The sequence below is a fragment of the Dyella silvatica genome, assembly GCF_026283955.1.
Classification (GTDB): domain Bacteria; phylum Pseudomonadota; class Gammaproteobacteria; order Xanthomonadales; family Rhodanobacteraceae; genus Dyella_C; species Dyella_C silvatica.
On the sequence record NZ_JAPDPE010000044.1, the window covers coordinates 1 to 14,672 of the forward strand.

The following is a 14,672-nucleotide window of genomic DNA, read 5'->3' on the forward strand; positions in this document are numbered from 1 at the left end:
GCATGCCCAAGTACGAGCTCCCGGCCGATATCCGTTGGGTCAGCGCCACACGCCTGCTGGTCGAGAAAGGCAAGCAGTTCGGCTCGATCGACAAACCCATGCTCACCGGCGAAATCCTCGCTACCGATGTCGATGGCAAGAACCAGGATTATCTTTACGGTTACGACGTTGGTGCCGGCAAGCGTGCCGGTACACGTGCCACCGATCGCGGCTGGGGCTCGATCGAAGGTATGCCGGAACCCAAAAACGGCCATTTCTATCTGGGCGCGCACCCATGGAGCAGCGACAACAGCAGCTCGCTGTACGACGTCGACGCCACCAAGAACTCGCGCAGGCTGATTGGCGATATCGGCGTGGGTAAGATGAGCTTCATGGTCGGTGCGGACGGCCAGGTGCATTTCGCCTATGGCACCAACAAGGACTTCGACTATGTGGTCTATCAGCGCGAGGGCAGCGGCTGGGCCAAGCTCGATGCAAGCCATGTCGGCCCAAGCTTTGTGCCGATCGGCCTCACGCCCGACCGTCAACGCATCTATGCCTTTCACAATCTCACCGGCGGCCCTGATGCGCTGATCGAACAAGATGAAAATGGCGGCAATCGCAAGACGCTCGCCAAAGATGATTTCGGCAGCGTCGAGAATCTCCTTTGGACCGCGGCGCCAAGACAACCCTTTGCCGCGATAAGCGCTACCGGCCTGCCCAAGCCGATCTATATCGACCCGAACTTGCCGGCAAGCAAATTACACATGGCCTTAAGCCTGAAGTTTCCAGGCAGTCTGGTCGACTTTATTAACTACAGTGAGGATGGCAAACAACTACTGTTTGCTACTTCCAGTGATCGGGACCCCGGCACTTATTACTTGATCGACACGGTCAGCTACAAAGTGACCAAGCTGTTTGCCGGTCAGCCATGGATCGACCCAAAGAAAATGGCTGAACGCAGACCCCTGCGCTTCAAGGCCAGCGATGGCACCGAGCTCGAAGCCATCCTCACCCTGCCCCCCGGTCGCGGCGAAGCCAACCTGCCTATGGTCTTGCTGCCTCATGGTGGTCCTCACGGCGTACAAGACGACTGGTTCTACGACGGCGAGTCGCAATTTCTCGCCAACCGTGGCTACTTGGTGCTGCAAGTGAACTATCGCGGCTCCGGTGGCCGGGGTGTCGGCTTCGAAAGAGCCGGCTACCTGAAGTGGGGGACGCGTATTCAGCAGGATCTGATCGACGGCGTGAAGTGGGCCATCGCCGAGAATTACGCCGATGCCAAGCGCATCTGTGTCTTTGGCGGCAGTTTCGGCGGCTATTCGGCGATGATGACCACGATCCGCGCACCGGAACTGTTCAAGTGTGCTGTGGGCTACGCAGGCATTTACGACCTGGCGATGATGTACAAAAAAGGCGATATCGGCGACAACCAGTTCGGTCGCAGCTATTTGAGCACGGTTATCGGCAAGGATGACGCCGATCTCGCCGCCAACTCACCCGACAAGCTCGCCGACAAAATCACCGTCCCGGTGCTACTGGTCCATGGCGAAGACGATCAACGCGCCCCCTTCGCCCAGGCCAAGGCGATGCGTGCCGCACTGGACGCCGCGCATAAGCCTTACGAGTGGTTATCCAAGCCTGGCGAAGGCCATGGTTTTTACGATGAGAAGAACAGCGCCGAATTTTTGCGCACGCTGGAAGCCTTTCTTGCGAAGCATATCGGCGAGGGCGCCAGCCACTGACATTAGCGCACTTAAAAGTACACATATTAGATAAGTCTATGTCGGGCATAGCGTTAAGTCGCTATGTCCGACGCAGTAGCACGCTGGATGCGCGACAACGCTAACGACTATTTGTTTCAATCAGGTCGCATTTTCTATTTAACCCGGGTTGCAATTTCGCAATCATTTGATTTAACTTCGAGCTCACATCGTCTACCCCCCATGGCACGACGATGCCGAGGCACGCAGGCTCAACCCCGAGCATGGCGTGCCATCCCAGATACCCAGATGACCAGCTAAGCCGCTGGCTGCTGGCTATTTTTTTGTTCGGAGTTGTTTAAACAATGAAGCAAAAGACACTGCTGGCTACGGCCATCGGCGCGGCACTGATGTTGCCCATCTGGGCCGCCTCGGCACAGGACGCCGCCCCCAACCAAGCTCCGACCGAAGCCAAGGCGAAAAGCCTTGAGACCGTCACTGTTACTGGCTCGCGCATCCGCAGTGTGGACCTTGAAACCGCACAGCCGGTTTTCAGCCTCACCCGCCAAGAAATCCAGAAGCAGGGCTACACCAGCACGGGCGATATCATCTCGCGCATCACCGCATCGGGCTCGCCGGGCTATAGCAGGTCCGCTGTGCTGACCTCCAACACCTACGCCGGCAGCGCCACCGTCGAGCTGCGTGGCCTCGGTGCCTCGCGCACGCTGGTGCTGGTCGATGGCCGCCGCTGGGGCACCAATGCCGACGGCTTTACCGATCTGGACACGATCCCCTCCTCGATCATCGAGCGCATCGATGTACTGAAGGACGGCGCTTCGGCCATTTACGGCTCGGACGCGATCGCCGGCGTGATCAACATCATCACCCGCTCGGACTTCAAGGGCGCCGAGGCGAATGCCTATTACGGCCAGTACGGCAAGGGCGATGGCGCCCATCAGCAGTACGATTTCACCTGGGGCAACAAGATCGGCAAGCTGTCCTACATCTTCAGCGGCACCTATGCCAAAGATGATCCGGTCTGGGCCAGCGATCGTGACTTCTCGGCCACGCCGAACGGTCCGCGCCATCCTGCAGGCAGTCCGAACGACGGTCTTTCCTCGTTCGGCCCGGGCGGCGTGATCTCCAACGGCCCCGGCGGCAGGTACAAGCTCAACGAAGGTGGCGATCCGACCAATTTCGCCAACTACCACCCGTACAGCAGCGCTGACAATTACAACGCCGACCAGCAAATGATGCTGATCAACGGCGCCAAGCGTAAATCGCTGTTTGGCAAAGCTACCTATGCCATCACCGACAACGTCAACTTCCGTGCCGACGCTGCCTATACCGAGCGCACCGCCAACATTCAGACCGCCGGCTACCCGATCGGTACCAGCAACACCCTCTTGCAGCTGGACAAAGACAGCTACTACAACCCGCTGGGCAGCCAGCAGGGCTACGCCACGCCGCAAAACGTCAGCTTCCAGCGCCGCGGCGTGGAGCAACCACGCGTCAGCAAGAACACCTTGAAGACCTACCGCGTCGGCGCCGGTTTTGATGGCGTGTTCCAGGTTGGCGAGCGTAACTTCAACTGGGATGCCAGCGCGTTCTTCAACAAGAACAAGGGCGACGTCTTCGGCATCGGCAACTACAACCTGCTGAATCTCAAGCAGGGTCTTGGCCCATCCTTCCTCGGCAGCGACGGTGTCGTTCGTTGCGGCCGCCCGGGTGCGGTCATCGCGGGCTGCACGCCGATCAATATCCTGTCGGGTGCGGGTGGCTTGACCCCGGCCATGATGGATTACATCGGCCGGCCGACCAATGCCCACTACGGCACCGAAACCACGGGCTTTGCCGCCAATATCGGTGGTGACGTGGTGCAGCTGCCGGCCGGCATGATGCAGTTCGCCGCCGGCGTGGAATACCGTCGTGAGTCGGGTTACTTCAACCCGGATGCCTTCTCGCAGGCGGGCAACTCCACCAATCCGTCGTCGACCCCGTCGTCGGGTAAGTACAACACCAAGGAAGCCTACGCGGAGTTGAACATCCCAGTGCTGGCCGACCTGCCGTTTGCAAAACTGCTCTCGGTCGACTTGGCTAGCCGTTACTCCAAGTACAGCACCTTCGGCAATACCACCAATAGCAAGTTCGGCCTGCAGTGGAAGCCGATCGACGACCTGCTGGTGCGCGGCAGCATCTCCGAAGGCTTCCGCTCGCCGACCATCAACAACCTGTTTGGCGGCAACAACCAGACCTTTGACGTCTACACCGATCCTTGCGACAGCAAGTACGGCGCGGTCGCCACCGGCAATGGCAATGCCGTCGCCGCCTGCCAGGCTGCTGGTCTGAAACCGAACTTCCGCCAGACCGATGCGTTGGGCACACCGACCACCTCGGCAGCCGCGTCCTCGACCACCCCGTTCCTCTCCGGCGCCAACCCCAAGCTGCAGCCCGAAACCTCACTCAGCAAGACGCTGGGTCTGGTCTACAGCCCGAGCTATGTCGACGGCCTCAACATGTCGCTGGACTGGTACAACATCCGTATCAAGAAAGAGATCAGCGCGGTCTCGTCTAACGATGTGCTGGAAGATTGCTACCTGCGCAACATCCAGGCGTCCTGCGGCTTGTTCTCGCGTAACGCGCAAGGCCAGGTTGTCAACCTGAACCACACCTACGCCAATCGCGGCAGCCTGGAAACCGAAGGCTACGACTTCAACGTCACCTACCGTTTGCCAGACACTGCGATCGGCAAGTTCCGGGTCAACGTGGATACCAACTACGTCACCAAGAACAACGAAACGCTCGGCAACGGCGTCATCGACTATAACGCTGGTCAGTACTCCAACTGGCGTACCCGCAGCAATGCCAACCTGGATTGGAGCTACGGCGACTTCGGTGCAACCTGGGGCGTGCGCTACTACTCCGGCCTGAAAGAGAACTGCACCTTCGACGTCACCGGCGGCCCAGAGTGTAATCTGCCGAACTACGTCTCCCCAGGCGTAGGCATTACTCCGAAGCGTCAGGTCGGCGGCATTGCCTTCAACGATCTGCAGGTCCGTTGGAACGCGCCGTGGAATGCCACCATTTCGGTGGGCGCCAACAACCTGTTCAATCGCCAGAGCCCGCTGTTCTATACCGCATCGAGCAACACCCTCGGCAACAGCAACTTCGTCGGCAACCCGTCGTACGATATTGGTCGTTTCTGGTACGTGCGTTACAACCAGAAGTTCTAAGACCTCCTGGGATTCCAGGCTCGCCAGAGCCTGACCCACAAAAAAAGGCGAGCCTCCGGGCTCGCCTTTTTTCTTGGCAGGAGACGGCATAGCGAAGGTTGTTACCCAGACCCGCCATCGCCGGGATAAACGAGTAGCATCCGCTTCTCTCGCAGCAATGCCTTACCCATCAATCTCAGCAACTCTCTCAGAGCAGCACTGGGCGATCCGACAATTCATCTGGCTCGGCTTTGTCATTGCCTGGAAAATGCCGGGTCAGCAAGACATGCACGGCGGCAATGCCTTCAAGACAGCCCTCACGCCAGGCTCCCGTGACGAAACGTTCGCGCATCTGGGTGCAGATCGCGTCCCATTCGTCTTGTGCCACGTGGCGCGCGATACCGCGGTCGGCCACGATTTCGATACGATGCTCGGCCATCAAGATATAAAGCAGCACGCCATTATTGTGCTCGGTATTCCATACCCGTAACTGACCGAAGGCCTGCGCCGCGCGCATCGGTGCATCCAAGCCCTCCAGCACCGCCAACGGCGCCAGTCGCGACTCGATCGCAATACAGACTTCACCCTTATGCTGACGCTCGCCCATGGCTACAGCCTGGGTCATTTCATCGAGCAAGCCGGCAGAAAAGCATCGGCGCACGGCAAACCATTCGCCAAATACATTCCTTAGCAGCCGTTGCAGTCGTGTCATCTCACCAACTCCCCGACGAGCCACCGCCACCGAAACTGCCGCCACCGCCGCTGAAGCCACCGCCACCACCACCGGAACCGCCGCCCCAGCCACCGCCACCAAGGCCACCACCGAAGCCGCCCCAACCGCCGCCGCCAATCGAACGGCCACCGCCAGCAGGCAACAGCATAAACACACCGCCGATCACCGCACCGATCACGCCGGCGCCAAGCGACATCAACAACCACAACGCGCCACCGGTCAACACCGCGCCCAATACCGTGCGTACCACGGCATTCGTGCGTCCCAGGATGCCGCGCAAGATAAAGGCGATGAACAAGCCGGCCAGAAGACTGCCCTGCAGGTCGACACCACGCTGCTTCTCGTAAACGCGCCCTTCCACTGGCGGCGGCAATGCTTCACCGTCGATCAACTGAGTTAGCGCGCCGACAGCATCGCTGATGCCGCCGTAGTAATCGTTGCCACGAAATTTCGGCGCGATGTATTCGCGAATGATGCGTGCGGTCGCCGCATCGGGAATCGCACCTTCCAGGCCATAACCGACCTCGATGCGCACGCGCCGGTCATCCTTGGCAACCAGCAAGAACACGCCATCGTCGACACCCTTGCGGCCGATCTTGTTCGCCTCGGAAACCGCCAGCGAATAGCCTTCCAGATCTTGTGGTTGGGTGGTGCCCACCATCAGCACCGCCAGCTGCGCACCCTTGCGTTTTTCCAAGGCGGTCAGCTGTGCCTCGAGTTGGTCGACTTGCTGCGCCGTCAGCGTACCGGTGAGGTCGGTAACATGCTGAGCCAGTTTTGGCACACCGTCCGCTTGCGCCGACGACATGCCTGCTGCCAGTAACCACAGGACCGCGAAGAGAAACGGCAGCCGTAGCAGGCGCCGAATCATATCAATGGGTCGCCGCTGGTGCCGGTGCGGGAGTGGCGTTGAAATCCACGGTCGGCGCCGTGGCGATCGCCTTCTCGTTTTCCACGGTGAAATTCGGCTTGACCTGATAGCCGAACATTTTCGCGGTGAGATTGTTCGGGAAACTGCGGATCAGCACGTTGTATTCCTGCACCGCCTGGATATAGCGATTACGCGCCACGGTGATCCGGTTCTCGGTGCCTTCGAGCTGCGCTTGTAAATTCTGGAACAGACCATCGGCTTTCAGCTGCGGATAGTTCTCGCTGACCACCATCAGGCGCGACAGCGCGCTGGATAGCTGGCCTTGTGCCGCCTGGAACTCCTGCAATTTCTGTGGATCGTTCAACGCATCCGGCGACAGCTGCATGGTGCCCACCTTGGCCCGCGCCTGGGTTACCTCGATCAACACCTTTTCTTCGTGCTGGGCATAGCCCTTGACCGTGTTGACCAGGTTAGGCACCAGATCGGCGCGACGCTGGTACTGGTTGATCACTTCGGACCAGGCGGTTTTGACGCCTTCGTCCTGCCGTTGAATCGCGTTGTAGCCACAACCTGACAGGCCGGTGACGACCAGCAGCAGGGCAAGTGCGCGAAAGAGTTTCATGACAAGACTCCGGTTTGATCTATGGCTGAGGTGCCATTGCAGCACTTCAGCTAGCTCGAACGCAATTCAGCCACCCCTCCGGCCGACTTCAGAGCAGGCGCGGACCGATGATTAACGCCCAGCTGAGCACCACCATCACCAGTAGCAGAAACACTGCGGCCGAGCCCATGTCTTTGGCCCGTCCAGCCAGCTCATGAAACTCCGGGCTGACCTTGTCAACCACCGCTTCAATGGCTGAATTGAGCAATTCAGCCGACAGCACCAGCACCGCCGGAAGCACCAGCGCAAGCTTTTCCAGCGCACCATGCCCCAGCCATAGGCCCAGCGGCACCAGCACGATCGCTAGGCAGGCCTCCAGCCGAAACGAGGCCTCATGTTGCCAACCGGCGCGTAATCCTTTCATTGACCACTGGAAAGCCTGCCAGATCTCCTTCGGTCCACGAATGCCACTGGCAGCCATCAGTGCTGAATCCGGTCGGGTCGTGAAGCTGAAAGCGAGGAAATCTGCATAACGAGGCGTATCTCGATCAAAGAGGCCAATGGCAAGCGGTTGATAATGCCATAAGTGCCATGCGGCCAAGGCCTCTATTGTCGCAGCGCAGCTACACCCGGATGACGAATGGGTTACCCTTCGCCGGCTGCGACTTGCCGCGTATCAAGCACTTAGCCTGCCCACTACGCCATCTAAGTCGCCGTGGTCGACCGCAGCGCGGTCGTTGTATGAACCGTGTTCGAGACCATTGAATGGCTACCCAGAAACTCCCTGCGTCCACCCCGCCGGTTTCCCAGACCCGCTCCTTCAGCACCGTCTTTCTGATCGAGATGTGGGAGCGCTTCGGCTTCTATGGCATGCAGGTGTTGATGGTCACCTACATGATCAACAAGTTCGGTTTTGCCGATAGCAAGGCCAATCTCGTATGGGGTGCCGCCGCCGCGCTGATCTACGCCACCCCGGCTATCGGCGGCTGGGTCGGCGACAAATTGATCGGCACCCGCCGCACCATGATCACCGGCGCCGTGGTTCTCGCGTTGGGCTACGCCATGTTGTGGGTGCCTTCCAATAATCCCGTCATGATGTACATCGCACTGGGCGTGATCGTGGTCGGCAACGGTTTCTTCAAACCCAACGCTGGCAACCTGGTGCGCAAGATCTACGAGGGCGACGACACCCGTATCGATAGCGCCTTCACCATTTACTACATGGCGGTGAACATCGGCTCGATGGCCTCGATGACGTTGACACCCTTGATCCGTGACTACGTCGGCGCCAAGTATGGCGACGCCCTCGGCTGGCATACCGCCTTCGGCGCCTGCTCGGTGGGCCTGCTGCTCGGCTTGGGCAATTACATGCTGATGCATCGCACCCTGGCGCATATCGGCTCTCCCGCTGACGAACAGCCGCTGAATCTCAAGCGAGCCGCTGCACTTACCCTCGCCGCCCTGGCCATGGTGTTTGTCGCAGCCTTTATTCTGCAAAGCCAGCTCATCGCCAAAATTTGCGTGTACGCCGCCGGGGTAGTGATTCTCGGCATCTTCGCCCACCTGATTCGCAGCAGCGAAAGAAATGAGCGCGCGGGTTTGATCGCGGCCCTGGTGCTCACCGTGCAAACGATTTTCTTCTTTATCTTCTACGCGCAGATGGCTACCTCGCTGAATCTGTTTGCCGTGCGCAACGTCGATCCGGCCTTCAACCTGCTCGGCTGGCATCTATTCAACTGGGTACCGGAACAATTTCAGTCGCTCAATGCGATCTGGATCGTCATCCTCAGTCCCGTGCTGGTGGTGATCTACAACTCGCTTGGCCGGCTGGGCAAAGACCCCTCCGTCGCCGTCAAATTCACCCTCGGCTTTGCCGCCGTCGCGCTGGGCTTTTTCATCTACGGCATTGGCGCCATGAGCGCGGTAAACGGCCAGGTCTCGTCATGGACCATGATCTGGGGCTATGGCTTTTACTCGCTCGGTGAGCTGCTGGTCAGTGGCCTGGGCCTGGCGATGATTGCCCGCTATGTGCCGGCGCGCATGGGTGGCTTCATGATGGGCGCGTACTACGTCGCCGTGGGTATTTCGCAATACCTGGGCAGCGTCATCGCCAACCTTGCCAGCATGCCGCAAGGCATCGTCAACCCGGTCGAATCGCTAACCATCTACACCAGTTTGTTCAACAAACTCGGCTTTGTGGGTATTGCCTGCACCTTGGTCGCGGCGGTGATGCTGCCGCTAATGCGCAAGCTGTCGGCCAGCCATGCCGAATCGGCCACGCCACTACCGGCGGTGCATAGTGAAGAAATCGCCTAGCGCTCACTGCAGCCGATCACCTCGGAGGCGTCGGCCAACGCGACAGCGTCCGTTGTCATCGACACCCATCATGATCGACGCAGGAGATCTCGCACCCGCCGCCCCCTGCTTAGCCGAATTGGGCCTTTTGCGCTGGCGCGCACCTTGGCGTGGTTGCGTATCTGCGCCATCGCCGGGCAAAGCGTCGCCGTGCTGGTTTGTGCGTTATGGATGCACCTCGCCATTCCGTTGCTGCCATTGATGGTCGGCATTGGCCTACTCGCGGTGTTCTCGGTTTTTGCCGCATGGCGGCTCAGCCAGCCATGGCCGATGCGCGAATGGGAAACCATCATGCACGTGGCCGCCGACACCCTGGTGCTTGGTTATCTGCTGTATTTCACCGGTGGCGCCAGCAATCCGTTCATCACCCTGCTGCTGGTACCGATCGCGCTAAGCGCCGCGGCGTTATCCGTCCGCGCCATTCTGGCTGTCGCCGCGCTGGCCGGCATCGCCTACCTGATGCTGCTAGTCTGGTATGTGCCCTTGCCGATGCCCTTGCACACGGCCTCAGCCGGCGGTTTCTCGCTGCATGTGGCGGGCATGGGCGTGAATTTCGTGATCACCGCACTGTTGCTGGGCTTTTTTATCAATCGTCTGGCCCGTGCCGTTCGCCTGCAGCAATTCGAAGTGCAACGCGTGCGCGAACGTGCGCTACGCGACGAAGGCATTCTCGCCATCGCCACCCAGGCAGCCGGTGCCGCACACGAACTCAATACACCGCTATCCACCATGCGCACGCTGTTACCCGAACTGCGTCGCGAACATGCCGGCGACGCGGTGCTGGCCGAAGATCTCGAACTACTCGAAGGCCAGGTCGAGCGCTGCCGGACGATTCTTCGTGAGATGGTCGCCTTCGGGCAGGCTCAGCTCTCGCAAGAGCCCGAGCAAGCCACCTTGGCTAGGTTTATTCATGGCTGCCTGGAACGTTTCCAGCTACTGCGCCCCGAAGCCGACTTGACCCTAAGCCTTGATGAGGATGTCTCGCGCACCGTACTGCGCACGCCACCCGGTCTACGCCATGCCGTGCTCAATCTGCTCAATAACGCCGTCGATGCTTCTGCCGTGAATCACTCGCAAGCGGTCGCGCTGACCGTGCGCTGCGAAAGCGGCTGGCTGGAGCTGATCGTGCGCGATCACGGCCCCGGCTTCAAAGCCACCGGCGAACTGGCCAGGCTCGGACGATCGCTGAAGCAAACTGGGCTCGGCATCGGCCTGGCGCTTGCCGAAGCCACCGCAGAACGCCTGGAAGGCGAGCTAACAGCCAGCAATACCGACGGCGGCGCAGAAATGTGCCTGCGCCTGCCCTTAGCCGTCATCGCGGCAAAAGCCGCACCGGGAGCTGCCCTGTAGGCAGCCGGCCGCCCCCTGACGCTTCCGTACACAAGATGCGCCGCCACAAAAAGCCCGTTCCTGGGCGACACTGCGGCACGCCTCCCCCTTAGTCGCATATACAGAGAGTCTCCATGACCGATCTGCCGCGCACCGCGCCTCCCCAACCCCTGCTAATCGTTGACGACGATGCCACCTTCGCGCGTGTTCTCGCCCGCGCCATGAGCTCACGCGGTTTTGAGGTCATCACCGCCAGCAACGCCGATGAAGCCCGTGCCCTGACCCGCCGCCACCATCCTCGCTACTGCGTGCTCGACCTGAAACTGGGCGATGAAAACGGCTTGCGCCTGATCCCCGAGCTGAAGACCCTGGTACCCGACATCCGCGTGCTACTGCTCACCGGCTATGCCTCGATCGCCACCGCCGTCGAGGCGATCAAGCGCGGCGCACACGACTACCTCGCCAAACCCGTCGACGCCGACGCCGTGGTCCGCGCTCTGCTCGATGGCGACAGTTCTGCTGGCGAAGATGATGTGGTCGATGCACCGGAAGCACCGCTGGCATTGCGCCGGCTGGAGTGGGAGCACATCCAGCGTGTGCTGACGGAGTGCGATGGCAATATCTCGGAGACGGCGCGTCGGTTGGGGATGCATCGTCGTACGTTGCAGCGTAAGTTGAGTAAGCATCCGGTGCGGGAGCGGCCTGATAGCGAGGATTGATTTTTTCTCTTGGCTTTGTTGATTCTGTCGCTGGTTGGTTTGCCTTTCTCGCTTGTTGGTTGTTCTGTGGCGAGGGGGCCGCCTGCGGCGGGCTTTTCGCTCGCTGCTTGTTTCTCGCGAGAGTGTCGCCTGCGGCGAGTTTCGAACCCCTGCCGGGGTCCGAGTCACTTTTCTTTGCGTGGCCAAAGAAAAGTAACCCAAAGAAAGGCCATCCCCGCTTGTCGCCCTTCGGGTGCGTGAGGTCTGGCCGGGCTTTTCGACAGGGCTCCTGCCCTGGCGAAAAGGACTCGGCGTCCCTGCCGAGTCCCCTGCGGGCCTGATCGTCCAACCCTCACCGACGCACAGGGGCCCCGAAGGTCAAAAGCGGGAGCAACGGCAACAGCAAAAGCCTGTGTGGTGTTCGTGCTGACTTTCGAACGTGCCACCTATGCCCGGCGACTGCTAGCAGTCGCACCCGAGTGCGCGCAGGATGCGCGCTGCTCTTGGGACCCCTATACCGCGGTGAGGCTGGGGCGAAAGGCCCGAAGGGGCATCGACACGGATGTCGATGCCTTTTCGCCAGGGCAGGAGCCCTGTCGAAAAGCCCGGCCCAGCCTCACGCACTCGTAGGGCAGGATGCCCGCAGAGCGCGGCATGGGGGTGGCCTTTCTTTGGGTTACTTTTCTTTGGCCACGCAAAGAAAAGTGACTCGCCCTCCGGCAGGAGGGCGAAACCCGCCGAAGGCGACAACCTAGCCACACAACAACAAACAAGCGAAAACCCAGCCACAAAACAGCGCCAGTCACCCTAACCCAGCAAAAGCAACCAGACGCCCAAACCCCACTGCGACAACGCGCCACCTTCCTCCGCAAAATAGTACGACTATCCTGCCAACCCTTGACCATGGTCCAGGGTGACACCGTTGAAAATCGCCACGCTCACCTTGAGCGCACTCGCGCTTGCCACCATCAGCCATGGCGCACTGGCAGCCGACCCACAGCAATCCACCACCCTCGCCCCGGTCTCGGTACACGCCAGCGACACCCGCGTGACGGACGCGCAAAGCGTGCAAGTGCGCATCACCCGCGAAACGCTGCAAAAACACAACATCACCGAGAGCTCGGACGCACTCAAATACGCGCCAAACCTGCAGGTGCGCAAGCGCTATATCGGTGACCCCAACGCCGTCGTCAGCGGACGCAACGCCGGCACCCTGCAAAGCGCGCGCAGCCTGGTCTATGCCGATGGTCTATTGCTATCCAACCTGATGACCAACGGTTGGGACGGTGCGCCGCGCTGGGGCATGGTGGCGCCAGAAGAAATCGGTGCGGTCGATGTTTTGTATGGACCGTATTCCGCGCTTTATCCGGGCAACTCGCTGGGTACGACGGTGTTGATTCACACGCGCTTGCCTGACAGGTTTATCGCCAGCGCCAGCGCGCAATTCATGAGCCAGGACTTCGGCGATCGCTACGGCAGTGGCGGTCATTACAACGGCAATAATCTGTCCGCCACCTTGGGCAACAAACAAGGCCGTTGGAGCTGGCTGCTGTCGGTAAACAAATTGAACAACCACGGGCAGCCGATGCAATATGCCACGGCGAAAGCCGGTGGCAATGCGGGCAAGGCCATTCCGGTCAGCGGTGCCACCCTGGATCAAAACCCGAACGGCAGTTCGCGTCTGATCTACGGCGCCAACACCATCGAACACACCGAGCAAACCCAGGCCAAACTGAAAGTGGGGGTGGATATCACCGACCAGGTATCCGCGCTGTTTACCCTGGGCTGGTGGCATAACCATGCGGAAGATCGCACCCGCAGCTTGATCCGCGATGCAAAAGGGCAACCGGTCTATAGCGGGGTCATCGCCGCAAATGGTCAGACCTGGACCCTGCCGGCCAGTGGTCTGGCACCTTCCTCCTCGTTCGATACCCACGTGCTCTACGGGGCTGAGCTCAACGGACGCTTCGACAACGGCTGGCGCTGGACGGCCGTCGCCAGCAAGTACGATTTTCAGCGCTCACAACAGCACACAGCGAATCTGCCTCCGCCGATCGGTCCACTCGGCGGTCCCGGCACGGTCGGCAACTTGGGCGGCTCAGGTTGGCAAACACTCGACCTGCGCAGCTCCGGCCCACTAGGGGAACAGCACCAGCTTTACGCCGGCATGCATGGCGATCGCTACGTGCTGGATTCCAACGTTCGCGCTGCCAGCGACTGGCGTGGCGCAAGCAACGGCGCAGCGCTGAGTGCCTTTGGCGGCCGCACGCAAACCCGCGCGCTTTATCTGCAAGATGTGTGGAGTTTCGCCCCTGCCTGGGCGCTGACCGTAGGCGGCCGCTGGGAACAGTGGCGTGCTTACGGTGGCTTACGCGCCAACGGCAACACGTTGGTGAACTACCCCAACAGGAAGCGCTACGACTTCTCCCCCAAGGCCGCCCTGAACTGGGATTTCGCCGATGACTGGCAGCTGCGCCTGGCCAGCGGCAAAGCGCTGCGCTACCCCACCGTGAACGAACTGTTTCAAGGCTCGATTTCCGGCAACGCGATCATCAACAGTGATCCAAACCTGCGCCCGGAACGCGACTGGTCCACCGACCTCAGCTTGACCCGACATATGGCGAACGGTCACTGGCGGCTGTCATTGTTTCAAGATCGCATCGCCGATTCGCTGTACTCGCAAACCGACATCACTGTCACTCCCACGATCACCAGCGTGCAAAACGTCAACCTGGTTCGCATGCGTGGCATCGAGGCGGAAATCAATCTAAGCGATGTCTGGCTGGCTGGACTAAACCTCAGCGCCAGCGCCGCCATCAATGACGCAAAAACGCTTAGCGACCGCCAATACCCCACTGCCAACGGCAAAGTATTTCCGCGGATTCCACGTTATCGCGCCACCCTGGTCGTCGACTATCAGATCAACCCGGCGTGGGATGCTTCGCTCGCTGTCCGCAAGTCCGGCCGTCAATACAACAGTCTCGACAACAGTGACTACATAAACACCTACGGCGCGGTCAGCCGCTACACCGTGGCCGATGCCAAGCTGCGCTGGAATTTCGCGTCGCAATGGACCGCCTCGCTAGGCGTGGACAACCTCACCAATACACATTACTGGGTCTACCACCCCTATGCCGGACGTACCTGGTTTGGCGAAGTACGCTGGGATTTGTAACGTCGCCTCACCCTGT

Annotated in this window: 10 protein-coding genes; 6 read left to right on the plus strand and 4 right to left on the minus strand. The window is 60.3% G+C overall.

The window, feature by feature from the left end:
- Both OUZ52_RS10490 and OUZ52_RS10495 read left to right on the plus strand, forming a co-directional pair.
- The coding region (locus OUZ52_RS10490) for an alpha/beta hydrolase family protein (protein WP_266158338.1) at positions 1-1,724 on the plus strand (1,724 nt) is incomplete at its 5' end.
- A 323-nt stretch (positions 1,725-2,047) separates the two neighbouring features.
- On the plus strand, positions 2,048-4,915 hold the full coding sequence (locus tag OUZ52_RS10495; protein ID WP_266158339.1) for a TonB-dependent receptor plug domain-containing protein: 2,868 nt from the start codon (positions 2,048-2,050) through the stop codon (positions 4,913-4,915).
- A 187-nt stretch (positions 4,916-5,102) separates the two neighbouring features.
- Here the strand turns inward: OUZ52_RS10495 and OUZ52_RS10500 are convergent, their stop codons facing one another.
- From OUZ52_RS10500 to OUZ52_RS10515, 4 genes are all read right to left on the minus strand, one after another.
- Positions 5,103-5,606 (minus strand): TPM domain-containing protein, encoded by a 504-nt coding sequence (locus tag OUZ52_RS10500; protein WP_266158340.1) that lies wholly within the window; start codon positions 5,604-5,606, stop codon positions 5,103-5,105.
- Between the two features lies 1 nt (position 5,607).
- Positions 5,608-6,498, minus strand: coding sequence for a TPM domain-containing protein (locus OUZ52_RS10505; RefSeq protein WP_266158341.1), 891 nt, complete (start codon positions 6,496-6,498; stop codon positions 5,608-5,610).
- Between the two features lies 1 nt (position 6,499).
- Entirely contained in the window at positions 6,500-7,120 is a 621-nt protein-coding gene (locus tag OUZ52_RS10510; RefSeq protein WP_266158342.1) for a LemA family protein, read from the minus strand.
- Between the two features lie 88 nt (positions 7,121-7,208).
- Positions 7,209-7,580, minus strand: coding sequence for a diacylglycerol kinase (locus OUZ52_RS10515; protein ID WP_266158343.1), 372 nt, complete (start codon positions 7,578-7,580; stop codon positions 7,209-7,211).
- A 284-nt stretch (positions 7,581-7,864) separates the two neighbouring features.
- On the opposite strand from OUZ52_RS10515, the gene OUZ52_RS10520 reads away from it, so the two are divergent.
- From OUZ52_RS10520 to OUZ52_RS10535, 4 genes are all read left to right on the plus strand, one after another.
- Entirely contained in the window at positions 7,865-9,415 is a 1,551-nt protein-coding gene (locus OUZ52_RS10520) for a peptide MFS transporter (protein WP_266158344.1), read from the plus strand.
- Between the two features lie 144 nt (positions 9,416-9,559).
- Positions 9,560-10,804: an ATP-binding protein gene (locus OUZ52_RS10525; protein WP_266158345.1), complete on the plus strand. Its 1,245-nt coding sequence runs from the start codon at positions 9,560-9,562 to the stop codon at positions 10,802-10,804.
- Positions 10,805-10,917: 113 nt separating this feature from the next.
- Positions 10,918-11,502, plus strand: coding sequence for a response regulator transcription factor (locus tag OUZ52_RS10530; RefSeq protein ID WP_266158346.1), 585 nt, complete (start codon positions 10,918-10,920; stop codon positions 11,500-11,502).
- 901 nt (positions 11,503-12,403) lie between these two features.
- Positions 12,404-14,656 carry a TonB-dependent receptor gene (locus OUZ52_RS10535; protein WP_323135335.1) on the plus strand — a complete coding sequence of 751 codons (2,253 nt, stop codon included), beginning with the start codon at positions 12,404-12,406 and terminating at the stop codon, positions 14,654-14,656.
- Positions 14,657-14,672: the final 16 nt, after the last annotated feature.

Coding starts and splice junctions, on each gene's coding strand:
- OUZ52_RS10495 (WP_266158339.1), top strand. CDS start 2,048: ATGAAGCAAAAGACACTGCTGGCTACGGCCATCGGCGCGGCACTGATG.
- OUZ52_RS10500 (WP_266158340.1), bottom strand. CDS start 5,606: ATGACACGACTGCAACGGCTGCTAAGGAATGTATTTGGCGAATGGTTT.
- OUZ52_RS10505 (WP_266158341.1), bottom strand. CDS start 6,498: ATGATTCGGCGCCTGCTACGGCTGCCGTTTCTCTTCGCGGTCCTGTGG.
- OUZ52_RS10510 (WP_266158342.1), bottom strand. CDS start 7,120: ATGAAACTCTTTCGCGCACTTGCCCTGCTGCTGGTCGTCACCGGCCTG.
- OUZ52_RS10515 (WP_266158343.1), bottom strand. CDS start 7,580: ATGGCTGCCAGTGGCATTCGTGGACCGAAGGAGATCTGGCAGGCTTTC.
- OUZ52_RS10520 (WP_266158344.1), top strand. CDS start 7,865: ATGGCTACCCAGAAACTCCCTGCGTCCACCCCGCCGGTTTCCCAGACC.
- OUZ52_RS10530 (WP_266158346.1), top strand. CDS start 10,918: ATGACCGATCTGCCGCGCACCGCGCCTCCCCAACCCCTGCTAATCGTT.